Source organism: Streptomyces sp. NPDC093260 (assembly GCF_040683715.1).
In the GTDB taxonomy this organism is placed as follows: Bacteria; Actinomycetota; Actinomycetes; order Streptomycetales; family Streptomycetaceae; genus Streptomyces; species Streptomyces sennicomposti.
The window spans coordinates 314,940-341,625 of the sequence record NZ_JBFBEK010000003.1 but is presented as its reverse complement, the minus strand read 5'-3'; the positions used below and the strand labels follow the sequence as shown (position 1 = coordinate 341,625).

At 73.0% G+C, this 26,686-nt stretch carries 20 protein-coding genes; 5 read left to right on the top strand and 15 right to left on the bottom strand.

The annotated features are described in order from the left end of the window. Positions 1-67: 67 nt before the first annotated feature. From AB0N63_RS05720 to galT, 5 genes are all read right to left on the bottom strand, one after another. Positions 68-649, bottom strand: a complete 582-nt coding sequence (locus tag AB0N63_RS05720; RefSeq protein ID WP_365524510.1) for a hypothetical protein — start codon at positions 647-649, stop codon at positions 68-70. 207 nt (positions 650-856) lie between these two features. Further along, on the bottom strand, positions 857-1,543 hold the full coding sequence (locus AB0N63_RS05715; protein ID WP_365524507.1) for an adenosylcobinamide amidohydrolase: 687 nt from the start codon (positions 1,541-1,543) through the stop codon (positions 857-859). A gap of 228 nt (positions 1,544-1,771) precedes the next feature. Then, positions 1,772-2,971, bottom strand: a complete 1,200-nt coding sequence (galK, locus tag AB0N63_RS05710) for a galactokinase (RefSeq protein ID WP_365524504.1) — start codon at positions 2,969-2,971, stop codon at positions 1,772-1,774. Beyond that, positions 2,971-3,939 carry a UDP-glucose 4-epimerase GalE gene (gene galE, locus AB0N63_RS05705; RefSeq protein ID WP_365524501.1) on the bottom strand — a complete coding sequence of 323 codons (969 nt, stop codon included), beginning with the start codon at positions 3,937-3,939 and terminating at the stop codon, positions 2,971-2,973. The genes galK and galE overlap by 1 nt, the downstream gene beginning before the upstream one ends. Then, entirely contained in the window at positions 3,936-4,997 is a 1,062-nt protein-coding gene (gene galT / locus AB0N63_RS05700; RefSeq protein ID WP_365524499.1) for a galactose-1-phosphate uridylyltransferase, read from the bottom strand. Before galT ends, galE begins: the two co-directional genes overlap by 4 nt. Positions 4,998-5,285: 288 nt before the next feature. Here galT and AB0N63_RS05695 point away from each other — a divergent pair, with 288 nt between their 5' ends. Further along, entirely contained in the window at positions 5,286-6,977 is a 1,692-nt protein-coding gene (locus AB0N63_RS05695; protein ID WP_365524496.1) for a sodium:solute symporter family protein, read from the top strand. A 21-nt stretch (positions 6,978-6,998) separates the two neighbouring features. Further along, positions 6,999-7,325: a hypothetical protein gene (locus AB0N63_RS05690; RefSeq protein WP_365524494.1), complete on the top strand. Its 327-nt coding sequence runs from the start codon at positions 6,999-7,001 to the stop codon at positions 7,323-7,325. 314 nt (positions 7,326-7,639) lie between these two features. On the opposite strand, the gene AB0N63_RS05685 is transcribed toward AB0N63_RS05690, so the two are convergent. The 10 genes from AB0N63_RS05685 to rsmI all read right to left on the bottom strand — a co-directional run bounded on the left by AB0N63_RS05685 (position 7,640) and on the right by rsmI (position 20,952). Then, complete coding sequence (locus AB0N63_RS05685; protein ID WP_365524492.1) at positions 7,640-8,308, bottom strand: LuxR C-terminal-related transcriptional regulator; 669 nt, start codon at positions 8,306-8,308, stop codon at positions 7,640-7,642. Positions 8,309-8,507: 199 nt separating this feature from the next. Then, positions 8,508-10,493: a PQQ-binding-like beta-propeller repeat protein gene (locus AB0N63_RS05680; protein WP_365524489.1), complete on the bottom strand. Its 1,986-nt coding sequence runs from the start codon at positions 10,491-10,493 to the stop codon at positions 8,508-8,510. 55 nt (positions 10,494-10,548) lie between these two features. Next, positions 10,549-12,510, bottom strand: a complete 1,962-nt coding sequence (locus AB0N63_RS05675) for a PQQ-binding-like beta-propeller repeat protein (RefSeq protein ID WP_365524487.1) — start codon at positions 12,508-12,510, stop codon at positions 10,549-10,551. A 254-nt stretch (positions 12,511-12,764) separates the two neighbouring features. Further along, entirely contained in the window at positions 12,765-14,582 is a 1,818-nt protein-coding gene (locus tag AB0N63_RS05670) for an ABC-F family ATP-binding cassette domain-containing protein (protein WP_365524484.1), read from the bottom strand. A 245-nt stretch (positions 14,583-14,827) separates the two neighbouring features. Next, positions 14,828-15,733 (bottom strand): 4-(cytidine 5'-diphospho)-2-C-methyl-D-erythritol kinase, encoded by a 906-nt coding sequence (locus tag AB0N63_RS05665; protein WP_365524481.1) that lies wholly within the window; start codon positions 15,731-15,733, stop codon positions 14,828-14,830. Positions 15,734-15,839: 106 nt separating this feature from the next. Further along, positions 15,840-16,781 (bottom strand): 16S rRNA (adenine(1518)-N(6)/adenine(1519)-N(6))-dimethyltransferase RsmA, encoded by a 942-nt coding sequence (gene rsmA / locus AB0N63_RS05660; protein ID WP_365524478.1) that lies wholly within the window; start codon positions 16,779-16,781, stop codon positions 15,840-15,842. Between the two features lie 118 nt (positions 16,782-16,899). Then, entirely contained in the window at positions 16,900-18,192 is a 1,293-nt protein-coding gene (locus AB0N63_RS05655; protein ID WP_365524475.1) for a ubiquitin-like domain-containing protein, read from the bottom strand. Positions 18,193-18,307: 115 nt separating this feature from the next. Next, positions 18,308-19,189 carry a TatD family hydrolase gene (locus AB0N63_RS05650; RefSeq protein ID WP_365524473.1) on the bottom strand — a complete coding sequence of 294 codons (882 nt, stop codon included), beginning with the start codon at positions 19,187-19,189 and terminating at the stop codon, positions 18,308-18,310. A gap of 79 nt (positions 19,190-19,268) precedes the next feature. Further along, positions 19,269-19,712: a hypothetical protein gene (locus AB0N63_RS05645; protein WP_365524470.1), complete on the bottom strand. Its 444-nt coding sequence runs from the start codon at positions 19,710-19,712 to the stop codon at positions 19,269-19,271. A 394-nt stretch (positions 19,713-20,106) separates the two neighbouring features. Next, on the bottom strand, positions 20,107-20,952 hold the full coding sequence (gene rsmI, locus AB0N63_RS05640; RefSeq protein WP_365524467.1) for a 16S rRNA (cytidine(1402)-2'-O)-methyltransferase: 846 nt from the start codon (positions 20,950-20,952) through the stop codon (positions 20,107-20,109). Between the two features lie 155 nt (positions 20,953-21,107). Between rsmI and AB0N63_RS05635 the strand changes: the two genes are divergently transcribed. From AB0N63_RS05635 to AB0N63_RS05625, 3 genes are all read left to right on the top strand, one after another. Further along, the gene (locus tag AB0N63_RS05635) at positions 21,108-22,862 is read left to right on the top strand and encodes a phospholipid carrier-dependent glycosyltransferase (protein ID WP_365524465.1); all 1,755 of its coding nucleotides are present in this window, start codon (positions 21,108-21,110) and stop codon (positions 22,860-22,862) included. Positions 22,863-23,074: 212 nt separating this feature from the next. Continuing rightward, positions 23,075-24,697, top strand: coding sequence for a penicillin-binding transpeptidase domain-containing protein (locus AB0N63_RS05630; RefSeq protein WP_365524462.1), 1,623 nt, complete (start codon positions 23,075-23,077; stop codon positions 24,695-24,697). A gap of 235 nt (positions 24,698-24,932) precedes the next feature. Then, a complete protein-coding gene (locus tag AB0N63_RS05625; RefSeq protein ID WP_365524458.1) occupies positions 24,933-26,597 on the top strand; it encodes a penicillin-binding transpeptidase domain-containing protein in 1,665 nt (554 codons plus the stop codon). Positions 26,598-26,686: the final 89 nt, after the last annotated feature.

Sequence of the window (26,686 nt, the reverse complement as noted above, 5' to 3'; positions counted from 1 at the left end):
CGTCGGAACCGTCGTCACCCTCGAACTCGCCATCTGATCAAGATGGCGAGCGCTCAAATCGGTGGAGTCAGGTCACCGAGATCTGCCACTTGCCGTGTTCGGACACGGTGACGTATCCGTGCTGCGGAAGGCGCAGGGTGCCCTTCTGGTTGACAGCGGAGGTGAACCGGATCAGCTGCTTGCCGCCGTTGGCCGGCGTGTAGATGATGGTGCCGGGTGAGTCGATGAAGTCGTAGTGCACGACCGGGGCGTATTCGAAGTACGGCTTGGGGCTGAAATAGCCGAAGGTCTGGGTTCCTTTTCCCCGGACTGTTTTGGTCGGGAGCTGAGGCAGTGCGTCGCTGTCCACGACGCGCACCTTCCACCGGCCCAGGCCACTGGCGGCCTCGTCGCCCACCATGACCCGCCAGATGGCGAGGGCGTCGCAGTCGGCTGGCAGGACGATGTGCGACGGCCCGGTCCGGCCGATGGTGACGAGCGTGTCACGGGCCCGCTGATGATAGGGACCCTTGCGCACGGTCGACAGGTCGAAGCTCGTGGCGAAGCCCGCGCGGAACTCCAGAAGGACCGGCTTTCCTTCCCCTGCGCCCGGTATCTCGACAGTCCGGCTGCGCCAGCCGGACCATTTGGCAGACGTGGTGCTTCCCACGTTCCCTCCCCGTGTCGGTCGCGAAGCGCTCGGGAGCCATGGTGGCACGCGGGCCAGGGCCGGCAGCGCCACCGCCTACTCGGGCAGGGGGACAGGCGGCCCGTTCGCGCCGTCGGGCTGGGCACTCACAGAGGCCTCCGGTGCGGAGCGCGGCCTGTCGCACACGGCGCCCGGGCCTGTGGCGTGACTCGACTCGCTGAGCCGGCCTCAGCGGGGCGGGAGGGCTGCGGCTACTGCCCTGTGGACCGCTCGGGCGAGGCGGGCGCCCCAGAGGGAGCGGGGGCCGGCGAAGGCGTGGAGGTCGGCGCCGGGGGCGGGGACGCGGGCGGCGACGCAGACGGCGTCCGTGGGGGTGCCGGAGCAGTCGTGGCCCGCGTCGAGGAGGGCCTGGACCTTGGCCTCCGTGGCGGTGGCGACCGCGTTGACCAGGGCGGCGTCGGTCAGCGCCACGGGCAGGGCGGCGACGATGTTGATCGTGCCGGGTTGTGCGGGCAGGGCGTCTGCACGGTGCTCCGCGGGAGCCGCGGCCCAGCCTCGTACGCTGATGCCCGCCGTGGCCACCGCCTGCGCGCCGGCGTCCTCCGCCCGGCCGTTCCGGGTGACGTCGGCCGCCGTCATCAGCCCCACCCCCGCTCCCACCGCGCCGGCCTCGGCGGCCAGTTCGGCGAGGTGCCGGTCGGGGTCGGTGCGCCGGTAGCCGTGGGCGACCTGGGCGTTGAGCACCCAGCCCCGCTCGCCGATCCCGCCGCCGAGCACCGCACTGCTGATCATCCGCCATCCCGGGCCGGCCTCCCACAGCAGCGCGTGCAGGCGTTCGCCGTCCTCCGAGCGGGTCAGCAGCCGGGCGGAACGCGGGCCGGCGGTGGCGGCGGACGGGGGGAGGATGGCGGTCACCGGGCGGCGCTCCTTGTGCGGTGGGGTGCCGCTGGATCGTATGCCGGACGAGGGCGCGCAGACCGCCATGGGGTGCGGTCGACGCGGACGGCTCCCGCGGTCCGCCACCCAGCCGTGCGCCACCCAGCCGTGCGCCGGGAAGCGATACCGGTGGAGGGACCGGGTTCCGGCGTCCGGCGCCACGGACACCCGTGGCGCCGGAACGTCACCCGCGCCCCGGAGGGCGTCTCACCCCACCCGGCGCGCCCCCGCCGACGGCACCGCCTCGAAGATGCGGGGCGGGGTGAAGGACGCGGTGGCGAAGGCCTCTTCGAGGGCCTTCGTGAGCGACGGGACGTCCGGCTCCTCCGCGAGGACGATCGCCGAGCCGCCGAAACCGCCGCCCGTCATGCGGGCACCCAGGGCGCCCGCGGCCAGCGCGGTGTCGACGGCCAGGTCCAGTTCCGGGCAGGAGATGCGGAAGTCGTCGCGCAGGGAGGCGTGGCCCTCGGTGAGGACCGGGCCGATCGCGCGGGTCCGGCCCGACTCCAGGAGGGCGACGACCCGTTCGACCCGCTCGTTCTCCGTGACGATGTGGCGGACCAGGCGCCGCACCTCCGGCTCGTCGCCGAGCCGTTCCAGCGCCGCGTCCAACTCGGCGTGGGGGACGTCGCGCAACGCGTCCACGCCCAGCAGCGCCGCGCCCTTCTCGCAGCCCGCGCGGCGCTTGCCGTACTCGCCGTCGCTGTGGGCGTGCTTGACGCGGGTGTCGACCACCAGCAGGCGCATGCCCTCGGCCGCCAGGTCGAAGGGGATCTGCCGCTGGGACAGGTCGCGGGTGTCCAGGAACAGCGCGTGGCCGGCCGTGCAGCAGGCCGAGGCGGTCTGGTCCATGATGCCGGTCGGCGCGCCGACGTAGACGTTCTCGGCGCGCTGGCACAGGCGGGCCAACTGCCAGCCCTTCAGACCGAGTCCGTGGAGGTCGTTCAGGGCCAGGGCGACCACGACCTCCAGCGCGGCCGAGGAGGACAGGCCCGCCCCGGACGGCACCGTCGAGGTCAGGTGCACGTCCGCGCCCGTCACCTCGTGGCCCGCCTCGCGCAGCGCCCACACCACGCCCGCCGGGTACGCCGTCCACTCCCGGTCGGAGGCGGGAGCCAGGTCGGCCACCCGCAGTTCGACCGGGCCGCCCGGCACGTCCGCCGAGTGCAGCCGCAGTACGCCGTCGTCCCGGCGGGACACCGCCGCGACCGTGTGGTGCGGCAGCGCGAACGGCATCACGAAGCCGTCGTTGTAGTCGGTGTGCTCGCCGATGAGGTTGACGCGGCCCGGCGCCGTCCAGACGCCGTCCGGCTCCGCGCCGTAGAGCGCGGTGAAGCCGGACCCGACTTCGTGGACCTCTTGGCCCTCGTGACCCTCTCGGGTCTTGTGGACCTCTTGTGCCCCCACTACTGCTCCTTCGTGACGGTCTGCGCGAACTCCCAGGCGTCCGCGACGATGCCCGCGAGATCCGCGCGGGACGGGGTCCAGCCGAGCTTGTCGCGGGCGGCGGCAGCGGAGGCCACCAGGACCGCCGGGTCGCCGGCCCGGCGCGGGGCGGTGACCTCGGGGATCGGGTGGCCGGTGACCTGCCGCACGGTCTCGATCACCTCGCGCACGGAGAAGCCGCTGCCGTTGCCGAGGTTGCAGATCAGGTGCTCGCCCGGGGCGGCCGCCTTCAGTGCCAGCAGATGCGCCTCGGCCAGGTCGGCGACGTGGATGTAGTCGCGGACGCAGGTGCCGTCCGGGGTCGGGTAGTCGTCGCCGTAGACGGAGATCGCCTCCCGGCGGCCCTGCGCGACCTGGAGGACGAGCGGGATGAGGTGCGACTCGGGCTGGTGCCGCTCGCCGTACGCGCCGTACGCCCCGGCCACGTTGAAGTAGCGCAGGGAGACCGCGCCGAGCCCGTGCGCCGCCGCCTCGCCGCTGATCATGTGGTCGACGGCCAGCTTGGAGGCGCCGTAGGGGGAGGTCGGGGCGGTCGGGTCGGTCTCGGTGATCGGCGTGTTCACCGGCTCGCCGTAGGTGGCCGCCGTGGAGGAGAAGACCAGCCTGCGCACGCCGGCCTCGCGCATCGCGGCGAGCAGCGCCATGGTGCCGCCGACGTTGTTGTCCCAGTACTTCTCCGGCTTCACCACCGACTCGCCGACCTGGGAGAACGCGGCGAAGTGCAGCACCGCGTCATAGGAGGCGTCCAGCCATTTGGCGGCGTCGCGGATGTCGCCCTCGACGAAGGCGGCGCCGGCCGGCACGCCCTCGCGGAAGCCCGTCGAGAGGTTGTCGAGGACGGTGACCTCGTGACCCGCCTCCAGCAGATGCTGGGCGACCACGCTGCCGACATAGCCCGCGCCGCCCGTCACCAGGTACTTACCGCTCATGAACTCGCTACCTCTCGCAATCGCTCGGCCGCGCGCTCCGGCGGCACGTCGTTGATGAAGACGTTCATGCCGGACTCGGAGCCCGCGAGGAACTTCAGCTTGCCGGAAGTGCGGCGGATAGTGAAAAGCTCGAGGTGGAGCGCGAAGTCCTCGCGGACCACGCCCTCGAACTGCGCCAGCGCGCCGAACGGCGCCTGGTGCCAGGCGGCGATGTACGGGGTCGGCGGCTCCCCCTCGCCGAAAATCCGGTCGAAGCGCCTCAGCAGTTCCAGATACACCTGGGGGAATTCCGTGCGCGCCGCCTCCTCCAGCGCGAGCAGGTCGGGGACCCGGCGCTTGGGGTAGAGGTGCACCTCGTAGGGCCAGTGCGCGGCGTACGGCACGAAGGCCGCCCAGTGCTCGCTCTCCAGGACGACCCGCTCACCGGCGAGTTCCCGGTCCAGGACGGCGTCGAAGAGGTTCTCGCCGCCGGTCGCCTCCTTGTGGGCGGCGAGCGAGGTCAGCATCCGCGCGGTGCGCGGGGTGGTGAAGGGGTAGGCGTAGATCTGGCCGTGGGGGTGACCCAGGGTCACGCCGATCTCGGCGCCGCGATTCTCGAAACAGAACACCTGCTCGACGGAGGGCAGATGCGACAGCTCCGACGTCCGATCGGTCCACGCCTGGAGGACCAGCCGCGCCTGTGCCCCGGTCAGATCGGCGAAGGACGCGTCGTGGTCGGAGGTGAAGCAGACGACCTCGCAGCGGCCCGAGTCGCCGGCGAGCGACGGGAAGCGGTTCTCGAAGACCACCACGTCGTAGGACTCGTCGGGGATCTCGGTCAGCCGCTCGCCGCGCGTCGGGCACAGGGGGCACTCGTCGGCCGGCGGGTGGTAGGTGCGGCCCTGGCGGTGCGAGGCCACGGCGACCGCGTCGCCGAGCAGCACGTCGGGGCGGATCTCGGAGGTGGTGACGGTCGGCTCCAGCGGGCGCCGGTCGACGGCGTCGCGCACGGTGTCGTCACCGAGGTCGTAGTAGATCAGCTCACGGCCGTCGGCCAGCCGGGTCGAGGTCTTCTTCACTGCCGGACTCCCTACTGGTCCCCGCGGACTCCCGACCGGTCCGCGTCCGGGTCGCCGCACCCGCTCAACCCATCAACCGAATCACTCAACACAATCAAACATAACACGCCACAACCAATCATCGAAGCCCTCGCGGCGCCGCAACGTCCAGGTGACCATCGGCGTGGCGAAAGGTCACTTCGGCGGCACATCACAATCAAACAAAGACAACCAACAGAAGTGTTCATTTTATGAACGCGGAGGCGTAGGTTCCACGCTGGACCAGTTCGCGCGACGAAGCGAGTTCTCATGCAAACCCCCACATACGCACCCGCGTACCTGGCAGCGGAGCTACGGCTGCCCACCAACGGCCTCGACTACGCGATCCTCGGCATCTACTTCGCCGTGGTCCTCGGTATCGGCTTCGCCGCCCGCCGCTCGGTCAGGACCAGCCTCGACTTCTTCCTCTCCGGGCGCTCGCTGCCCGCCTGGATCACCGGTCTGGCGTTCATCTCGGCCAACCTGGCCGCCACCGAGATCCTCGGCATGGCCGCCAACAGCGCCCAGTACGGCGCGTACACCGTGCACTGGTACTGGATCGGCGCCATCCCGGCCATGGTCTTCCTCGGCCTGGTGATGATGCCCTTCTACTACGGCTCCAAGGTGCGCTCGGTCCCCGAGTTCCTGCTGCTGCGCTTCGACAGGGGCGCGCACCTGCTCAGCTCGATCCTGTTCGCCTTCGCGGCGATCCTGATCGCGGGCGTCAACCTCTACGCCCTCGCGATCGTCGTCGAGGCGCTGCTGGGCTGGCCGCAGTGGGTGGCGATCGTGGTCGCGGGCTTCTTCGTCCTCGCCTACATCACCCTCGGCGGGCTCTCGTCGGCGATCTACAACGAGGTGCTGCAGTTCTTCGTGATCCTCGCGGCGCTCATCCCGATCGTCGTGCTCAGCCTGAAGAAGGTCGGCGGCTGGGACGGCCTGACCCACAAGCTGACCGCGCAGCACGGCGAGAACTTCACCACCGCCTGGGGCGGCACCGGCATCGGCCACGCCAACCCGCTCGGCGCGAACTGGCTGACCATCGTGCTCGGCCTCGGCTTCGTGCTGTCCTTCGGCTACTGGACGACCAACTTCGCCGAGGTGCAGCGGGCGCTGTCCGCGAAGAACCTGTCCGCCGCGCAGCGCACGCCGCTGATCGCCGCGTTCCCGAAGATCTTCATCGTCTTCCTGGTGATGATCCCAGGTCTGGTCGCCGCCGCGCTGGTGCCGAACATCGGCACCTCCGCCTCCGGGCTCCAGTACAACGACGCGATCCCCTACCTGATGCAGGAGCTGCTGCCCAACGGCGTGCTCGGCATCGCGGTGACCGGGCTGCTCGCCGCGTTCATGGCCGGCATGGCGGCCAACGTGTCGTCGTTCAACACCGTGTTCACCACCGACATCTGGGCGAAGTACATCGTCAAGGACCGCGAGGACGCGTACTACGTGCGGTTCGGGCGGCTGATCACCGCGATCGGCGTGCTGGCCTCGGTGGGAACGGCGTTCCTGGCGTCGTCGTTCTCGAACATCATGAGCTACCTCCAGACGCTGTTCTCCTTCTTCAACGTGCCGATGTTCGTCGTCTTCATCGTCGGCATGTTCTGGAAGCGGGCGTCGAAGAAGTCCGGCTTCTGGGGGCTGCTCGCCGGCACGACCGCCGCGATGGTGAACTACTTCGTCCTCTACAAGAAGGGGATCGTGGACATCCCCAGCGACCAGGGCGCCAACTTCGTCTCCGCGATCGCCGGGTTCGTCGCCGGCGCGGTGGTCATGGTGGCGGTGTCGCTGTTCACCAAGCCGAAGCCGGCGGAGGAGCTGCGGGGGCTGGTGTACGGCACCACCTCGCCGGGCATGGCGGAGGCGCCGGCGCCCGGGGACGAGGCCTGGTACCGCCGGCCGGCGCTGCTCGGGTGGGGGGCCGTCGTCCTCGCCGCCATCTGCTACATCCCGTTCTCGTTCTGACCGCGGGAGGATTGAGAGACCATGTCACAGGCTGAGAACTCCGGACGGTCCGAGCGTTCCGGATACTCCGAGCAGGACGTCCAGCGGGAAGTCACCGAGCTGGAGGGGAAGTCGGCGACGGCCGCGCGGATCTTCGATCTGCGGCGGATCATCGGCGGGTTGTTCGTGCTGTACGGGGTGATCGTGACGATCACGGGGATCACCGATTCGCAGGCGGCGATCGACAAGGCTCAGGGGGTGAACATCAACTTGTGGACCGGGATCGGGATGCTGGTCCTCGGGGTGTTCTTCCTGGTGTGGCTGAAGCTGCGGCCGATCCAGGCGCCGGAGACACCGAAGTCCGAGTGAGGCGGCACTCCGTGCGGACGCGGACCCGGACGGCACCCGGCACTGCGGGTGCCGTCCGGTGCTTTCGGGGGCGCCGTCGGCACGGTGCCCGTCATGTGCTTTCCCGCGCGCCGCAGACACGGTGACCGTCCGGCGAGTTCACGCACACCGGCTCGGCGGCCTGCCTCCCCCGAGCTCCTCGATCAGGGGGACCCCCATCGGCGGTGCGGGGCGGCCCGCACGCCCGCCGATTCGCGGGCCTGGGCTCGTGGTGAGCCCGCACCGCGCGGCCGATGCGGTGCGCGCGGCCGCGGAATGCGGCCGCGCGGCAGGGTTCAGAGGCGGGGGGGCTGGTCCAGGATGCCCGTTCTGGCTGCCAGCGCCGCTGCTTCCAGGCGGGAGCCGACGCCCAGCTTCATCAGGACCCGTTGTACGTGGGTGCGGGCCGTGCTGGGGGCTATGCCCATGCCCGCGGCGATCACCCGGGTGTCCTCGCCCTCGGCGACCCTGACCAGCACCTCCACCTCCCGCGGGGTGAGCAGCCTGAGCAGTCTGCGGCCCTCGTCGTCCGGTTCGGCGGCCGGGTTCAGCAGTTCGGCGAAGGCCCCCTGGAGCAGGCCGGGGGCGACCGCGGCCTCGCCCGCCCGGGCCTTCATGATCGCCCGCTCCACGCCCTCGATCCGCTCGTCGTGGCGTACGTAGCCGCAGGCACCCGCCGCGAAGGCGGCCGCGATGCCGCGCGGGGAGGGCACGGGACCGAGGACCACCACGGCCACCTGCGGGCGTTCCCGTCTGATCCGCGCGACCGGGTCGAAGGCGCCCGGCTGGGCCGGCGCCGCCGTGCCCAGCAGGCACACCTCCGGCGCACGGCTGATCACCAGCTCCGCCGCGCCGGCGGCCGGCGCCGCCGCGGCGAGCACCCGGTGTCCCCGCAGTTTCAGCGCCGAGGCCAGCGCCTCGGCGAGCAGCCGGTGGTCGTCGACCACCATGAGCCGCACTCCCATCGAACAACCCCCCCCCAGTCCCCCAGCCGACACCCGCGCGGGCCCGTCCGTGCCGCACCGGCCCGAACGGGCGGGAGGCCCCCCGGCTCTCCCGCCCGTCGCACACCGATGCTCCGGGAAACTACACGCTCGTCCGACCCGGCGCTGCCCCTACCGGCGGAAAGTGCCCCGGATCGGCGCACTTTCCGGCGCACCGGCCTCAGCCCGCGCCGTAGGCCGCCGCCAGGTAGCGCGCGCCCGACCCCTCGTACTCGGAGATGTAGCGCTGGGACAGGTACAGACGGCCGTTCTGGTAAAGCGTCTCGCCGTAGCGCACCGAGAAGCTGTCCACGACGTCCCGGACCGAGTCGTCCGCCGAGGTCTGGAGCAGGACGGTCTTCTTGAACGTCGTGCCGTCGATGGCGAGGACCTGTCCGCCCTTGTTGTACGGGGGTTCGTTGTAGGCCACGATGTTCCCGCCGTCCATGCGCAGCGGAGTGATCGTGTAGCCGCTGCCCGCGTCCGCGCGCTGACCGGTCTCCTTGCCGGTGCCGAGGTCGAAGGCGACGACCTCGTTGGTCTTGGCGATGCTGTCGCCGCCCGCGTCGTGCTCCGCGGTGGCGAGGTAGATCCGGTCGTTGCCGACGACGGCGCCGATGCAGTCCTCCGGCCGGCTCACCCCTTCGCACTTGGCGGCGAACCGGTCCGGCGGGACGGCGATCCTGGCGCGCAGCGCACCCGTCTTGTTGTCGATGCTGAACAGGTCGGAGATGCCCTGGCCCCCGTCGGAGTCGCCGACGTCCGCGCCGACCACGAGCGGGTTCGTGGAGATGACGCTCGCGTACTCGATGCCGGAGGACATCTTGTACTCGGAGAGCACCTTCCCGGACGTCGGGTCGATGGTCTGGACGAGCAGCTGGCGGTTGCCGTACTGGCCGCACTTGCGCACCGCGACCAGTTTGTCGCCGCCGCCGTAGCCCGCGTCGTAGCAGGTGTCGCCGGTCTTGGGGCTCCACAGGACCTTGCCGTCGGCGAGCGAGAGGGCCGCGCCGCCGTTGGTGCTGCCCACGGCGACGGTGTTCCCGCTGAGGGTGACGTTGTCGAAGCTGATCAGTTCGTCACCGGACTTGACCGTCTGCGTCCACAGCTTCTTGCCGGCGTCGAGGTCGATCGCCGCGATCTGGCTGCACCCGTGGAAGGGCTTCGCCTTGGTCGGCATGGCGGGCTCGTAGAGGACCGCGGTCTTGTGGTCCGCGGTGACGTGCGCCGTGGACTCGCACACCGGGCCGGGAAGCTTGATCGTCCAGATCTTGGTGCCCTTGGCGGGGTCGTAGCCCACGAGTTCGGCGACGCCGGGCTTGACGTACACCTTGTCGGTGGCCCAGGAGCCGGTGACCGTGACCTGCTGTTCCACCTTGGTCAGCGGCACGTTGAAGAGCATCTTGGCGCTGGGGTCGGCGGGGGCCTTCTCCTTGCCGGTCCCCGTGCCGCCGGCGCCGCCCTTGTCTCCGCCCCCGCCGCCGGTGGTGCCGCTGGTGCCGGCGGTGTCCTGCTTGCCGTCGTCACCGGAGTGCGAGTACCAGACGCCGCCGATGACGATCAGCGCGATGGCGACGACGGCCGCCCCGATGATCGTCAGCTGCTTCTTGCGCTCGCTGCCGCCGCCACCGCCCGGCGCCGCGCCGTGCGGCTGCGGGACGGTCTGCGGCTGGCCCGGGTAGCCGTAGCCGGGCTGACCCGCGGCGCCCGGCTGACCCGGCTGACCCGGGTAGCCGTAGCCCGGTTGGCCCGGGGCGCCCGGCCGGCCCGGGTAGGCGTAGCCGGACTGCGGGGTGCCGTACTGGCCCGGCTGCGGGGTGCCGTACGCGGGCGGGGCCGCGGGCGGGGGCGGCTGCGCCGGGCCGGGGTAGCCGTAGCCCGCCGGCGGCTGGGGCGGCTGCGGGGCCTGCGGATAGCCGTAGCCGGGCCCGTGCTGCGGCGGGCCGGCCGGTGGAGCGGGCGGCTGCGGCGGACCCGCCGGGGGCGGCGGGGTCCGCGGAGCGCCCTGCGGCGGCGGGGGTGTCTGCGGGGCGCCCTGCGGCGGCGGGGCGGGCTTGCCGAGGTTCGGGCCGCCCGGCGCCGGCGGGGTCTGCGGCGGCTGGGCCGGGGACGGCCCGAAGCCGCCCTGCGGGGGCTGGTTCGGCGGGGGCGGCGGCGGCTGGGTCATGAACGGTGCACCTCGGAGGAACGGGAAGGACGAGGACGACGACGGGCGGTCCGGCTCAGTTGCCGAAGGCGAGCATCAGCTTCTCCTTCGACTTGTCGCTGCCGCTCAGCCGCGTGGTGGAGATGTAGAAGCGGCCGTCGACCCAGTCGATGTCCCGGGAGAAGAAGCCGTTCTCGATGTCCGCGGTGCTCTGCGGGTTCTGGAGCAGCTTGGTCGGGGTGTGGCTCGTCCCGGCGGTCGGCACGGACACGATCTGGCCCCCGCTGTCGTAGGACGGCTCGACGTAGGCGATCAGCTTTCCGCCCTCCACCTTGACCGGCATCATCGAGGTGTCCCCGGGTGACTTGACCCGCCACTTCTCCTTGCCGGTGGCCAGGTTGACCGCGACGATCTCGTTGGCGCCGGTGGTCGCCTGGGTCGGCAGGTAGAGGGTGTCGGCGTCGGCGGCGACGCCCTGGCAGCCCTGGAGGTCGCGTACGAGGATGGCCCAGCCGCACTGGGGGGCGAAGGAGCCCTTGACGTCGACCTGGGAGCGGACCGAGCCGTCGTTGTTCAGGGTCGAGACGTTCCAGTGCTTCTTGTCGTCCGTCGAGTACAGGACCAGCGGGTCGACGGAGTAGGCGCGCTGCACCGACCAGCCCTTGGGGATCTTCCTGGTCCACTTGGCCTTGCCGGTGGCCGGGTCCAGCTCCTGCACCTCGTCGTGCTCGTTGGCGCCGCCGGCGCCGCACGAGGCGACCGATATGAGCTTCGCGCCGCCCGCGAAAGCGGTCGGGAAGCAGGCCTCGCCGTACTTCTGCTTGTCGTAGAGCTTGCGCCCGCTGCCGATGTCGTAGGCGACGCCCGACTGCGAGCGGCCCACCATCAGCGTCTTGCCGGTGACGGACAGCTCGATGGTGGTGGTGCTGTCGAAGAGCTGCCCCTCGGACAGCTTGGTGCTCCAGCCCTTCGCACCGGTCCTCAGGTCGAGCTGCTGGAGCTGGTTGCACTTGGCGCGGTCGCTGGTGCCGCTCTCGTAGGCCACCACGACCTTGTCGTCGGCCGTCTTCTCGGGCGTCACCGCGCAGATCTTCTGCGGGAAGGAGACCGGGGCCCAGGTGGGGGCGCCGTCGGCGATGTCGTAGGCGAAGACCTGCTTGTACGCCGCCTTCACCGCCGACTTGCCGGTGATCCACATGCCGGGGGCACCGGCGCCCGAACCGGGGGCGTCGGGCGCCTCCTTGTACCAGAGCACCTTCGCCTCGCCGGCCTGGCGGCCGGCGTTGAGGTTCTCCGGGTCGTCGCGGCCGTCGCCGCTGCCGTCACCGGGGTTGGCGGGAGCCGCGGAGCCGGAGGGCTCGGGGACCTCGCTCTTCTGCGCGACGGGCTTCTTGTCGCCGTCGTCACCACTGGTCACGGCGTACACGGTGCCGCCGACGACGAGCAGCGCGGCCACCGCGGCGCCGACCACCACGGCGGGGCGGCCCTTGAACGGGTTGCGGGAACCGCCGGGCGGAGTGCCGGGCGCACCGGGCACACCGGGGAACTGCGGCTGCTGCGGGTAGCCAATACCGGGCTGCGGGGCGGAGCCGTACGGGCCCGGCTGCGGGGTCCCGTAGGGGCCCGGCTGCGGGGTCCCGTAGGGGCCCGGCTGCGGCTGGCCGTACGGGCCGGCCTGCGGCTGGCCGTACGGACCGGGGGCGGCGCTGGGAGCGCCCGGCGCGCCGTAGGGGCCGGGCTGCGGGGCGCCGTACGGGCCGGCCTGCGGCTGGCCGTACGGGCCCGGGGCGGGCGGCTGCTGCGGGTAGCCGTAGCCGGGCTGGGGCTGCGGGGGGCCGGCGGGCGGCGCAGGCGTCTGCGGCGGACCGGCCGGGGGCGGCGGCGTCCGCGGGGCGCCCTGCGGCGGCTGCGGGGCGCCGAACCCGCCGCCCTGCGGGGGCTGCTGCGCCTTCGACGGATCGGACGGCCGCGGAGGCCGGTCCTGCGGTTCCGGTGCGCCGAAGCCGCCCTGCGGCGGCTGGTCGGGTGGCTGAGACATCAGCGCGTTTCCCCCTCGTCGACTGATTCTTAGCCACGTCCTGAGCCGCGTGATGGCCCCGGTGCCGTACTCAGCCGGTTTCAGACAGTTCTCGGACGGCCCTTTCTATCACTGGCCGCCGACACCCCACCGGGCCGTGTCCACCCCTGTTTCCAAGGGAGGACCGGCCTGTGATGCCCCCGTTACGGCGCGCCGGGAATCCCCCGCAAACCGGCACGCGCCCTTCACACGGCGCACGCGCCCCCGCCGAGCGCCTATGCGTCCTCGGCGAGTTCGAGCCAGCGCAGCTCCAGTTCCTCCCGCTCGGAGGCCAGGTCCCGCAGCTCGGCGTCGAGTTCGGCCACCTTCGCGAAGTCCGTGGCGTTCTCGGCGATCTGCCCGTGCAGCTTGGTCTCCTTCTCGGAGATCCGGTCCAACTGCCGCTCGATCTTCTGGAGTTCCTTCTTGGCGGCGCGCTGCTCGGCGGCGCTCCTCTCCGGTCCGCCGGAGGTCTCGGCGGCGGGCGCCGGGGCCGGGGCGGCGGCCGCGGCGCGCTGCTCCATGCGGTGGCGGCGCTCCAGGTACTCGTCGATGCCGCGCGGCAGCATCCGCAGGGTGCCGTCGCCGAGGAGGGCCTGCACCGTGTCGGTGGTGCGCTCGATGAAGAACCGGTCGTGGGAGATGACGATCATCGAGCCGGGCCAGCCGTCGAGGACGTCCTCGAGCTGGGTGAGGGTCTCGATGTCGAGGTCGTTGGTGGGCTCGTCCAGGAACAGGACGTTGGGCTCGGCCATCAGCAGGCGCAGCAGCTGGAGCCGGCGCCGCTCGCCGCCGGAGAGGTCGCCGACCGGCGTCCACTGCTTCTCCTTGCCGAAGCCGAACGTCTCGCACAGCTGGCCGGCGGTCATCTCCCGGCCCTTGCCGAGGTCGACGCGCTCGCGGACCCGCTGCACGGCCTCCAGGACCCGCCAGTCGGGGTCGAGTTCGGCGACCTCCTGGGAGAGGTACGCCAGCTTCACGGTCCTGCCGACGGCGATCCTCCCGCCCGCGGGCTGGACCTCGCCCTCGGTGCGGGCGGCCTCGGCCATGGCCCGCAGCAGGGAGGTCTTGCCGGCGCCGTTGACGCCGACCAGGCCGATGCGGTCGCCGGGGCCGAGCTGCCAGGTGACGTGTTCGAGGAGGGTCTTGGGTCCGGCCTGGACGGTCACGTCCTCCAGGTCGAAGACGGTCTTGCCGAGCCGGGAGGAGGCGAACTTCATCAGCTCGCTCCTGTCACGCGGCGGCGGCACGTCCTTGATCAGCTCGTTGGCGGCCTCGACGCGGAAGCGCGGCTTGGAGGTGCGGGCCGGGGCGCCGCGGCGCAGCCAGGCCAGCTCCTTGCGGACCAGGTTCTGCCGCTTGACCTCCTCGGTGGCGGCGATGCGCTCGCGTTCGGCGCGGGCGAAGACGTAGTCGGAGTAGCCGCCCTCGTACTCGTAGACGGCGCCGCGCTGGACGTCCCACATCCGGGTGCAGACCTGGTCGAGGAACCAGCGGTCGTGGGTGACGCAGACCAGCGCCGAGCGGCGGCCGCGCAGATGGGCGGCGAGCCAGGCGATGCCCTCGACGTCGAGGTGGTTGGTGGGCTCGTCCAGGACGATCAGGTCCTGTTCCTCGATGAGCAGCTTGGCCAGCGCGATGCGCCGCCGCTCGCCGCCGGACAGCGGTCCGATGACGGTGTCCAGGCCCTTGGGGAAGCCGGGCAGGTCGAGGCCGCCGAACAGGCCGGTGAGCACGTCGCGGATCTTGGCGTTGCCCGCCCACTCGTGGTCGGCCAGGTCGCCGATGACCTCGTGCCGCACGGTGGCCTCGGGGTCCAGCGAGTCGTGCTGGGTGAGGACGCCCAGGCGCAGCCCGCCGGAGTGGGTGACCCGCCCGGTGTCCGCGTCCTCCAGCTTGGCCAGCATCCGGATGAGCGTGGTCTTGCCGTCGCCGTTGCGCCCGACGACGCCGATCCGGTCCCCCTCGGACACGCCGAGCGAGACGCCGTCGAGCAGGGCACGCGTGCCGTACACCTTGCTGACGTTCTCGACATTGACCAGGTTGACGGCCATTTCACTCCTGCCCGGGGGGGATGGATCAGCCTTCAAGCGTAGGGCCTCGGGACGGCGATCCGGAGCGCGGGAATGTCGTCACCCTTCGTGATGACATGATCGCGGACGGGCCGTGACGGTGGAGGGCAGGCGGCAGGATCCCGTCCATGGGAGGAACCACGACCGCCGGGTTCGCGGAGCACCGCCCCGGATGGCCGGTGCCGCCGCGGGACGGCTGCACCGTGGAGGACCTGTCCAGGTCCTGGCTATGCCGTGCCTTTCACCACCGTCGCCCCCGGCGCCGGTGACGCGGCGACGCGGGTTGCGCGGCAGGTGCCGGAGGTCCGCAGGGCCTCGGCGACCTCGGTCGCCGTCGCCGCGTCCGGGGTGAGGAACGCCGTCGTCGGGCCCGAGCCCGAGACCAGGGCGGCCAGGGCGCCGGCCGCGCGGCCCGCCGCGAGGGTGCCGGCGAGGGACGGGCGCAGGGAGAGGGCGGCGGGCTGGAGGTCGTTGGAGAGGGCGGCCGCCAGCGCGTGGGCGTCGCCCTTGGCCAGCGCGGCCAGCAGTTCCTCGGAGGCGGCCGGCTCGGGGACCGCGACCCCCTCGGTGAGCCGGTCGAACTCGCCGTAGACCGCCGGGGTGGACAGTCCGCCGTCGGCGACCGCGAACACCCAGTGGAAGGCGCCGCCCACCTCCAGCTCGCGCAGCTTCTCCCCGCGGCCCGTGCCGAGCGCCGCACCGCCGACCAGGCTGAACGGCACATCGCTGCCCAACTCGGCGCAGATGTCGAGGAGTTCCTCGCGGGAGGCGCCGGTGCCCCACAGCGCGTCGCAGGCCAGCAGCGCGCCCGCGCCGTCCGCGCTGCCGCCCGCCATGCCGCCGGCCACCGGGATGTCCTTGGCGATGTGGAGGTGCACACGGGCCTCGCGGCCGTACCGCCCGGCGAGCGCGAGGGCCGCGCGGGCCGCCAGGTTGGTGCGGTCCAGGGGGACCTGGGCGGCGTCCGGGCCCGAGCAGGTCACCCGCAGTTCGTCGGCCTCGGTGACGGTGACCTCGTCGTACAGGCCGACCGCCAGGAAGACGTTGGCCAGGTCGTGGAAGCCGTCGGGCCGGGCGGCGCCGACCGCGAGCTGGACGTTGACCTTCGCGGGGACACGGACGGTGACGCTCACTGGTTTCCGGGCTCCTTGTGTTCCTCGGGGGTTCGGCGGGGCGGTGCACCCGAGGCGTTCCGCGGGTGCGGGCGCTCAGCGGACGCGGGTCGTTCCGCGGGGGCGGTCAGTCCGCGGGCTGCTCCACGGGCCGCCCTTCGGGCCGCTCTTCGGCCCGCTCCGGCTCCCCCGGCCGGTCCGCGTCCGCGGCCCGCCTGTGCTCCGCGATGCGCGCGAACTCCTCCACGGTCAGCGACTCGCCCCGCGCTTGCGGCGACACCCCGGCCGCCACCAGCGCGTCCTCGGCCGCGGCCGCCGAACCGGCCCAGCCGGCGAGTGCGGCCCGCAGGGTCTTGCGGCGCTGCGCGAAGGCCGCGTCGACCACCGCGAACACCTCGCGCTTGGTGGCGGTCGTCCTGACCGGCTCGGTGCGCCGGACCAGGGACACCAGTCCGCTGTCCACGTTCGGTGCGGGCCAGAAGACGTTCCGGCCGATCGCGCCGGCCCGCTTCACCTCGGCGTACCAGCCGGCCTTCACGGACGGCACGCCGTACACCTTCGAGCCGGGGGCTGCGGCGAGCCGGTCGGCCACCTCCGCCTGCACCATCACGAGGGTGCGTTCGATGCTCGGGAAGGTGTCGAGCATGTGCAGCAGCACGGGCACGGCGACGTTGTACGGCAGGTTCGCGACCAGCGCGGTCGGGGCCGGCCCGGGCAGCTCGGCGACGTGCATCGCGTCCGAGTGGACCAGCGCGAACCGGTCGGCGCGCTCGGGCATCCGGGCGGCGACCGTCGCGGGCAGCGCGCCCGCGAGCACGTCGTCGATCTCCACCGCGACGACCCGCTCGGCGGCCTCCAGCAGGGCCAGGGTGAGGGAGCCGAGCCCCGGGCCGACCTCGACGACCACGTCCTCGGGCCGGACGCCGGCGGTGCGGACGATACGGCGGACGGTGTTCGCGTCGATCACGAAGTTCTGGCCGCGCTGCTTGGTGGGACGCACACCGAGGGCCGCCGCCAGCTCACGAACGTCGGCGGGGCCCAGCAGGGCGTCAGGGGTGGGGCTGCTCACGGCACCAGGGTACGGGGGGTGCGGTACGCCGGGTGACCGTGGCCGCGCGCCCGCACGGACGAGGAGCGTCACCACCCGCACCGACGAGGCCCTCGCTGCCCGGCGGGCGGAGGATGCCTCACGAGCGCAGTCGCTCCCCGCAGTGGGGCCAGGGGCTGGCCCCCCGGCGCACGTACAGCTTCTTCGCGCGGTACGTCTGCTCCGCCGCCGACGCGTCCTCGGGGCGGCCCCGGCCGCCGAGGCCGTGCCAGGTGGCCGCGTCGAACTGGTACAGCCCCCCGTACGTCCTCGACGGGTCCACCGCGTCCGGCCGCCCGCCCGACTCGCACCGCGCGAGCCCCTGCCAGTCCAGGCCGTCGGCGTCCCGCACGGACCGCGGACGGGCGCCGGTGCCCACCTTCACCAGCTCCGCGCGCGGGGCGAGCACCACCTCCGACGCCACGCGCCGCGGCCGCTCCCGCACGCCGTTGACGGTGCGCAGCGCGTACGTCACCCGCAGCACCCCCGGCCGCCCGGGCCGCTCCACGACCTCCGTGCCCTCGAACAGCGCCGGATCGGCGACGCGCCGCACGGCGTACGGGACCTGCTCCTCGCGGACCTCCCGCGAGCCGGTGATCCGCAGCACCGTGACGGTCTGTCCGTCGCGCGGGAAGCTGTCCGCCGGCACGGAGAGGGCGTCCTGCCCGCGCAGGAGGACCCCGGCCTCCGCCACCGCCTCGGCGACGGTGGCCGCGCTGGTGCGGACGGTGCGCGGCCGGCCGTCCGCCATGACGGTCACCGTGCGCTCGGTGCGCACCTCCAGCGTGAGGCCGGCGCGGCCGACGGTCCGGGAGGGCGCGGCCGACAGATACGCGCCCTCCGCCCGCACCCCCCACTCCCGCAGCGCCTCCCCGACCGTCAGCGCCGTCGTCCACGCCTCGTACCGGCGCCCGTCCAGGGTGAGCCGCACCGGCCGCCCGTGCCGGACCTCGACCACGTCGCCGCTGCTCAGCGCGGCGCCGGGGGCGGGCGTCACCGCGTCGCGCGCGTCCAGCGGCACGCCCTGTTCGGCCAGCAGCCCGGTGACGTCGTCGGCGAAGGTGTGCAGGGTGCGCGGCCGGCCGTCGACGGTCAGCTCGACCGCCTTGTCCTTGGCGACGAACGCGGTGGTGCCGCCCGCGAGGAACGCCACCACCAGCGCCTGCGGCAGCAGCCGGCGCACCCCCGTCTCCGGGCGCGCCCGGTACGGCGACCGGACTCCGCGCCGCCGCAGCCCGCGCCCGGCGCCGGCCTGCCGTGACTGCCGGGGGAGCGCCGCGCGGGCCTCATAGGCGGGGCGGTAGGTGTCGCCGGGGGCGACCTCGCCGGTCTCAGGGATCTCGTGCGGGATCCGGTAGGGGATCTCGTACGTCTCGTATGGCGTTCTGCTCACGCCGGCACGCTCCAGGGGCCGAGGTCGCGAAGGCCCGGTTCGGGCCCCCAGAACCTAGCGGAGCGATCGTCGCTCTCCAAAGCGACGCGACTACGCAGCGTGCGTCAGCGCACGCTCAGTAGTCGAAGGCGCGTGCGGTGTTCGCGGCGAGCGCCGAGGCCAGCGTGTCCTCGTCGATCCCCCGCACCGCCGCCATCGCCCGCACCGTGACCGGCACGAGGTAGGGCGCGTTGGGCCGTCCGCGGTAGGGCGCCGGGGTGAGGAAGGGGGCGTCGGTCTCCACCAGGACCAGCTCCAGCGGGGCGACGGCCAGGGCGTCCCGCAGGTTCTGGGCGTTCTTGAAGGTGACGTTGCCGGCGAAGGACATGAAGTAGCCCGCGCGGGCGCACACCTCGGCCATCTCCGCGTCCCCGGAGTAGCAGTGGAACACCGTCCGCTCCGGTGCGCCCTCCTCCTTCAGGACGCGCAGCACGTCGGCGTGGGCGTCGCGGTCGTGGATGACGAGGGCCTTGCCGTGCCGTTTGGCGATCTCGATGTGGGCGCGGAAGGAACGCTCCTGCGCGGCCTTGCCCTCCGGGCCGGTGCGGAAGTAGTCGAGGCCCGTCTCGCCGACGCCTCTGACCTGGGGCAGCGCGGCCAGCCGGTCGATCTCGGCGAGGGCCTCGTCCAGCGCGGCGTCGCCGCCGGGCTCCCGGGCGCCCTGCCGGGACCAGCCGCCCTCAGGATCGCCGTGGACGATGCGCGGCGCCTCGTTCGGGTGCAGGGCGACCGCCGCGTGGACGTTCGCGTACGCCGCGGCGGTCTCGGCCGCCCAGCGCGAGCCCGCGAGGTCGCAGCCGACCTGGACGACCGTGCTCACCCCCACCGACGCGGCCTTGGCCAGTCCCTCCTCGACCGTGCCGGACTGCATGTCGAGGTGGGTGTGGGAGTCGGCGACCGGGGTCCTGAGCGGTTCCGGGAGCGGGGGCGCCGCGTTCTTGTCGGCGTGGGAAGGCATGTCCCCGATCCTACGGAAGGGTCCCGCCCGCACCGCCGCGAAGGCCCCGTCTCCCCCCGGCGTTCACGCCCGCGCGGGATCAGTCCGCCTTGCGGTGGAAGGGGTGCAGCAGGTCGGCCAGGTGCCAGTGGTGGCCGTCCTGCGGCTTCCGGTCCGCCGTCTCCTCCCCGGGCGCGGGCTCGGACGCGTTCTCCGCGGTCCCGGGGGCCGTCACCGGGCCCGCCGGGCGCTGCGGCCGGTGCTCGCGCAGATGGCTCTGCGCGGACGAGACCCGGCCGGCCCGCATGATCCGCACGACGTGGCCGTCGCAGTTGCGGCAGCTGGGCCGGCTCAGCGGCGAGGGGACTATGCGGCCGTCGGCGACGTAGAGCACGAACTCGTGCCCGTCCGCGTCCGTGTGGTGCTCTATCTCGTACGACTGCTCCCACCCGTGCCCGCAGCGCATGCAGGCGAAGGAGTACGACTCGTTGACCACGGCGGTGGCAGTGCCGCGGTGGCCGGTCTGCCCTGAGATCTCGCTCATGCCAGCTCCTCATGTCCGCTGGACGAAGGGACCGGTTCGTCCCTGCCCTCCAGTGGACGCCTCGGCGGGCGCCGGCGCAGCAGCCCTGTCGAGTGTTGGAGGCGATTTGAGCGGCGCTTGCCCAAGGATCCCCTGAACGGCAGGTGTCGCTTTGCGTTGCCAAAACGCCGCTTTGCTCCCCCATGGGGCGCGCGCTCATGAGAGATACGCCCTGCTCAGAGGGGGTGTGAGCAACGTCCCACCGGGGCGCGGCCGTCAACCGGCGTACGCGGGGTCAGCCCCGTCCCGCGCACCGTCGGCGGAACCGATCAGACCGCACCGGCCGCGCCCCGCGGCGCCCCCGCCCCCACCCGGAGCGCCCGCGTCCTCACCCGGAGCGTCCGCCCCCGGGCCCTCACCCCGAGTGCTTCGCCGCCACCACGGCGTCGAACACCGCGCGCTTGGGCAGCCCGGCCTCCGCCGCGACCGCCGCGATGGCCTCCTTGCGCCGCTCGCCGGCCTCCTCGCGCACCCGCACCCGGCGCACCAGCTCCTCGGGGCCGATCTCCTCGGCGCCCTTCTCCGGCGCCCCCTCGACCACGACCGTGATCTCGCCGCGCACCCCCTCGGCGGCCCACGCGGCCAGCTCGCCGAGCCCGCCGCGCCGTACCTCCTCGTACGTCTTTGTCAGCTCCCGGCACACCGCGGCGCGCCGCTCGGGGCCGAACACCTCGGCCATCGCCGCGAGGGTGTCGTCGAGCCGGTGCGGGGCCTCGAAGTAGACGAGGGTGCGCCGCTCGGCGGCGACCTCGCGCAGCCGGGACAGCCGCTCGCCCGCCTTGCGCGGCAGGAACCCCTCGAAGCAGAACCGGTCGACCGGCAGTCCGGACAACGCGAGCGCGGTCAGCACGGCGGACGGGCCGGGGACGGCGGTGACGCGTACGTCCTTCTCGACGGCGGCGGCGACAAGCCGGTAGCCCGGGTCGGAGACGGACGGCATGCCCGCGTCCGTGACCAGCAGCACCCGCGCCCCGCCGAGCAGCTCCTCGACCAGCTCCGGGGTGCGGGCGGCCTCGTTGCCCTCGAAGTAGGACACGATCCGCCCCTTGGGCGTCACGCCGAGCGCCTGCGTGAGCCGGCGCAGCCGCCGGGTGTCCTCGGCGGCGACCACGTCGGCGGCCGCCAGTTCCGCGGCGAGCCGGGGCGGCGCGTCCTGCACGTCGCCGATGGGGGTACCGGCCAAGACAAGGGTTCCAGTCACCCGCCCATCCTCTCAAGCCCGCGCCCGTCGACCGCCCCCGGCACCGCGGCGGCCACCGCCCGAGGCGGGCGCGGAAACCCCCGCGAAGGCGGACGCACCCCACCCGTACCGCCCATGCACGGGACTCACACAGCCCCGTTCCCTACGATGGCGCGGTGACCAGTACCGCGTCCTCCACGGACCCCCGGCAGGACCTGGCCCCGTACGACCGGGAGCCGTCGTGGCGCCGGCGGCTGCGCCGCCTCGGCCACGAGGCGGACCCGGCGGCCGGGCCCGCAGGCGACGTGCGCGACCGGCTGGCGCCCCCGTACGCCGAGCCGGGCCCCCGGCTGTGGGCCGCCCTCGGCGTCCCGCCCGGGCCGGCCGGCCTCCTCACCCGCTGGTCGGGCTGGATCGGCCCGCTGCTGGTCACGCTGCTGGCCGGCGTGCTGCGCTTCTGGCACCTGGGCAGCCCGAAGGCGGTGATATTCGACGAGACGTACTACGCCAAGGACGCGTGGGCGATCGTCCACCGCGGCTTCGAGGTCAACTGGGACAAGAACGCCAACGACCTGATCCTCGGCAGCGGCGGCCACCTGCCGATCCCGTCGGACGCGGCGTACGTCGTGCACCCGCCGGTCGGCAAGTACGTGATCGGCCTGGGCGAGCTGATGTTCGGGTTCAATCCGTTCGGCTGGCGCTTCATGACGGCGCTGCTCGGCACACTCTCGGTGCTGATGCTGTGCCGGATCGGCCGCCGGCTGTTCCGCTCCACCTTCCTCGGCTGCCTGGCGGGCACGCTGATGGCGGTGGACGGCCTGCACTTCGTGATGAGCCGGACCTCGCTGCTCGACGGCGTGCTGATGTTCTTCGTGCTGGCGGCCTTCGGCTGTCTGCTGATCGACCGCGACAGGGCGCGGGCGAGACTGGCCGCCGCGCTGCCGGTGGACGCCGACGGCCGGGTGCGGCCGGACGCGCACACGGCCGGGACCGTCCGGCTGGGGTGGCGGCCGTGGCGGTGGCTGGCCGGTCTGATGATGGGCCTGGCGATCGGCACCAAGTGGAACGGCCTCTACATCCTGGCCGCGTTCTGCGTGATGGCGGTGCTGTGGGACGTGGGTGCGCGCCGGGTGGCCGGCGCCCGGCACCCGTACCGCGCGGTGCTGCTGCGGGACACGGGCGTCACGTTCCTCGCGACGGTGCCGGTGGCGATCATCACGTACATCTGGTCCTGGGCGGGCTGGATCTTCTCCCCCACCGACGGCACCGGCGGTTACTTCCGCAACTGGGCGGCGACCGACGGCCGGGGCAGTTCCTGGTCCTGGCTGTTCCCGGACTGGTGGCGCAGCCTGTGGCACTACGAGCACGAGGTCTACAAGTTCCACGTCGGCCTGTCCTCGCCGCACACCTACCAGTCCAACCCGTGGAGCTGGATCGTCGACGGCCGCCCGGTCTCCTACTTCTACGAGTCCCCCGCACCCGGCGCCGGCGGCTGCCCGGCCGACGCCGGCGACAAGTGCGCCCGCGAGGTCCTGGCGCTGGGCACGCCGATGCTGTGGTGGGCGGCGTGCGCGGCGCTGGTGTACGTGCTGTGGCGCTGGTTCTTCCGCCGCGACTGGCGCGCGGGCGCCATCGCCTGCGGCGTCGCGGCCGGCTACCTGCCCTGGTTCCTGTACCAGGAACGCACGATCTTCTTCTTCTACGCCGTCGTCTTCGTCCCGTTCCTGTGCCTGGCGGTCGCGATGCTCGTCGGCGCGATCCTCGGCCCACCCGGCGCCTCGGACACCCGCCGCGTCGCGGGCGCCACGGGCGCGGGCGTCCTGGTCCTCCTGATCACCTGGAACTTCATCTACTTCTGGCCCCTGTACACCGGCACCGCGATCCCGATCGAGGACTGGCGGGCCCGGATGTGGCTGGACACGTGGGTGTAGGCGGGCGGGGGCCCGCCCCGATCGTTCATATACGTGGCCGAATGGGGCCATCCTGGTCAGCCCGCTGATCTCTGTTCGGACAAGTTCCCGGGACCTCGGTGACCCCGTGGGGCCGCTCCGCTTACAGTGCTAGGCGCGAAGCAGTCTTTGAACGCGTTCAAATCGGCGGCGGGCGAAGGCTCACGGAGCGGAGACGGGGAGGGAGCGCTCGGATGCGCAAGGGAGCCAGGGCCGCGATAGCCGGCGGGGTGTTCGTCGTGTTCGTGGGCGGGGCGGTGTACGGCGGGTACAACCTGCTGTCCGCGCTGAACGGGACGGCGGTCGCCGACTCGCCGGTTCCCGTGCGGACCGGGCCGCCGAACGCGGACGAGGTCAAGGACACCTCCGCGAGGTTCTTCGCCGCGTGGGCGAAGGGCGACGCGACGACCGCCGCCTCGTACACCGACTTCCCCGACGCCGCGCGCACCGTGCTGTCCTCCTACGGGCAGGACGCGCACATCGGCCAGGTGAGGATCACACCGGGCGCCGCCGACGGGACCACCGTCCCCTTCTCGGTCACGGCCACCGTCTCCTTCGACGGCAAGTCCGCGCCGCTCGCCTACCGCAGCCGGCTGACCGTCGTGCGCGGCACCAACAGCCACCGGCCGCTGGTCGACTGGCGGCCCGAAGTCGTCCACCCCGGCCTGGAGAGGGGCGACACCCTGGTCACCGGGGCCTCCGCCGCCCCGCCCATCGAGGCCGTCGACCGCCACGGCGCCGTGCTGACCAAGGACAAGTACCCCTCGCTCGGGCCGATCCTGGACCAGCTGCGGGCCAAGTACGGCGACAAGGCGGGCGGCACCCCGGCCGTCGAGCTGAGCATCCGCCACGAGGACACCAACGCCGCCGAGACCCCGCTCCTCACCCTCGCCGAGGGCAAGGCGGGCAAGCTGCGCACCACGCTCAGCGCGAGCGCCCAGGCGGTGGCCGAGCAGGCGGTGCAGAAGTACCCCGAGTCCTCGGTGGTGGCCGTCAAGGCGTCCACCGGCGAGGTGCTCGCCGTCGCCAACCACCGCGACGACGCCTTCAACGCGGCGTTCCTCGGACAGCTCGCCCCCGGCTCCACCATGAAGATCGTCACCGCCGCCGCCCTCATCGACAACGGCCTCACCCGGGCGAGCGGCCCCGCACCGTGCCCGGACGACGTGCTGTGGGAGGGCCAGACCTTCCACAACCTCCAGGGCATGAAGCCGAACGAGCACGCCACCCTCGCCGAGAGTTTCGCCCGCTCCTGCAACACCGCCTTCATCAAGTTCACCCCCAGGCTGAAGGTGGACTCCCTGACCCGCGAGGCCCAGGACCGCTTCGGCCTCGGCCGGGACGACTGGAAGACCGGTATCCCGTCCTACGACGGCTCGGTGCCCGCCGTCAGCGGCCCCGACCGCGCCGCCAACATGATCGGCCAGGGCCAGGTGCAGATGAGCCCGCTGAACATGGCCTCGGTGACCGCCACCGCGCTCACCGGCCGCTTCCGGCAGCCGATCCTCGTCGCGCAGAGCCTGGACGGCCGCGAACTCGCCACCGCCCAGGGGCTGCCGGCCGGCACCTCGGCCCAGCTGCGACAGATGATGCGCCGCACCGCCACCACCGGCACCGGCGCGGTCGCGATGTCGGGGCTGCGCGGCGACATCGGCGCCAAGACCGGCTCCGCCGAGGTCGACGGGCAGGACAAGTCCAACAGCTGGTTCACCGGCTACCGCGACGGCGTCGCGGCCGCCGCGATGACCCAGGAGGGCGGCCACGGCGGCGACGCGGCCGGCCCGATCGTGGCGGCGGTCCTGCGCGCGACGGGCTGAGCCGACTCCCGCAAGCCTGCCGCCGGTCGCCGTACGGGCCGTTGGGCCGGTCGGCTCTGCGGGCGTGCGACGGCGAGGTGATTGTCGCAGGTTGGCTACGGTCGCCCGATCGTCGCCGACCTGCCCCGACGGGACCCTAGGCTGGTCGCCGTCGTCGCGTCCGCGCGGCCGTGCCCGCACGAGGACGACGGCAGCACGGGCGGCGGGGGCCCTGGATCGCGGAGGACGGAAGGCAGTGGGCAAGAGAAGGCGCGTCGCCGAGCGACGGAACAAACGGCCGGCCCTGATCGGCGGACTGGTCGCCGTGGTCGTCGGCGGCGCCGGCATCGGCGCCTACGCGCTGTACGGCGGCGGCGCCGAGGCCGAGGGCCACACCGCGTCCGCGGGAACCGTCGAGAAGGTGAAGACCGGCCCGCTGACGGCGGTCGAGGTGCAGACCGCCGCAGGACGGTTCCTGACGGCCTGGCAGCAGGGCCGGCCGGCCGAGGCCGCCGCGGCGACCAGCGACTCGGCGGCGGCCACCGCCCTGCTGACCGAGTACGCCAAGGACGCCCACCTCACGAACGTCGCGGTGACCGAGGGCACGCCCAGCGGCGGCAAGGTACCGTTCTCCGTCAAGGCGACGGTGGCGTACCGGGGCGTGACCGCGCCGCTCGCCTACGACAGCGCGCTGACCGTCGTACGCCGCGACGCCGACGGCGCGCCGGTCGTGGACTGGCACCCGGCCGTCGTCCACCCCGACCTCAGGGACGGCGACAAGCTCGTCACCGGCGAGTCCGGCACCCCGCCGGTCACGGCCCTGGACCGGGACGGCCACGAACTGACCACCGCCGCCTACCCCTCGCTGGGGTCGGTGCTGGACGGGCTGCGCGAGAAGTACGGCAAGACCGCCGGCGGCAGGGCGGGCGTCGAACTGCGCATCGTGCGCGGCGCGGCGGCGAAGAAGGCCAAGCTGTCCGACAAGACGCTCGCCGAGCTGAGCAAGGGCACGCCGGGCACCGTCCGCACGACGCTGAGCCCCGCCCTCCAGGCCGAGGCCGAGCGGCAGGTCGCCCGGCGGGAGCGGTCCGCCGTCGTCGTCCTGCGGCCCTCCACCGGCGAGATCCTGGCGGTGGCCAACGCCGGGCGCGGCTTCGACACCGCCCTCCAGGGCTCCCTCGCGCCCGGCTCCACGATGAAGGTCATCACCTCGTCGCTGCTGATCGAGAAGAAGCTCGCGTCGGCGGACAAGCAGCACCCGTGCCCGAAGACGTTCACCTACGGCGGCTGGGAGTTCCACAACGACGACGACTTCGAGATCAAGGAAGGCACGTTCAAGGCGAGCTTCGCCCGCTCCTGCAACACCGCCTTCATCAGCCAGGCGGGCAAGCTGAAGAACGACGACCTGACCCGCCAGGCCCAGGAGGTGTTCGGGCTGTCGCGGGACAACTGGTCGATCGGGGTGCCCTCCTTCGACGGTGCGGTGCCGGTGCAGTCGGCGGCCCAGATGGCGGCCTCGCTCATCGGGCAGGGCGGGGTGCGGATGAACCCGCTGAACATGGCGTCGGTGGCGGCCACGGTGAAGACCGGGACCTTCCACCAGCCGTACCTGGTCTCGCCGTCGGTGGACCACCGCAAGCTCGCCACCGCCTCGCGCACCCTGTCCGCGGACACGCTCGCCCAGCTGCGCGAGCTGATGCGCTACACCGCCCAGTCCGGCACGGCCGCCGAGGCGATGGCCGGCCTCGGCCCGGACTACGGCGCGAAGACCGGCTCCGCCGAGGTGGACGGGCAGAAGAAGCCCAACGGCTGGTTCACCGCCTACCGCGGCGACCTCGCCGCGGCGGGCGTCGTCCAGGCCGGCGGCCACGGCGGCGACACGGCGGGCCCGATCGTGGCGGCCCTGCTGAAGAAGGGCTGACCCTCCAGGGCGCCGGGGAGAGCGGGGCCGGCGACCACCGGCCCCGCCCGGCCGCTGCCGGGCTGCTACCGCGCCGCTACGGGTGCGCC

Coding starts and splice junctions, on each gene's coding strand:
- galE (WP_365524501.1), bottom strand. CDS start 3,939: ATGAGCGGTAAGTACCTGGTGACGGGCGGCGCGGGCTATGTCGGCAGC.
- AB0N63_RS05695 (WP_365524496.1), top strand. CDS start 5,286: ATGCAAACCCCCACATACGCACCCGCGTACCTGGCAGCGGAGCTACGG.
- AB0N63_RS05690 (WP_365524494.1), top strand. CDS start 6,999: ATGTCACAGGCTGAGAACTCCGGACGGTCCGAGCGTTCCGGATACTCC.
- AB0N63_RS05685 (WP_365524492.1), bottom strand. CDS start 8,308: ATGGGAGTGCGGCTCATGGTGGTCGACGACCACCGGCTGCTCGCCGAG.
- AB0N63_RS05680 (WP_365524489.1), bottom strand. CDS start 10,493: ATGACCCAGCCGCCGCCGCCCCCGCCGAACCAGCCCCCGCAGGGCGGC.
- AB0N63_RS05675 (WP_365524487.1), bottom strand. CDS start 12,510: ATGTCTCAGCCACCCGACCAGCCGCCGCAGGGCGGCTTCGGCGCACCG.
- AB0N63_RS05670 (WP_365524484.1), bottom strand. CDS start 14,582: ATGGCCGTCAACCTGGTCAATGTCGAGAACGTCAGCAAGGTGTACGGC.
- AB0N63_RS05650 (WP_365524473.1), bottom strand. CDS start 19,189: ATGCCTTCCCACGCCGACAAGAACGCGGCGCCCCCGCTCCCGGAACCG.
- AB0N63_RS05645 (WP_365524470.1), bottom strand. CDS start 19,712: ATGAGCGAGATCTCAGGGCAGACCGGCCACCGCGGCACTGCCACCGCC.
- AB0N63_RS05630 (WP_365524462.1), top strand. CDS start 23,075: ATGCGCAAGGGAGCCAGGGCCGCGATAGCCGGCGGGGTGTTCGTCGTG.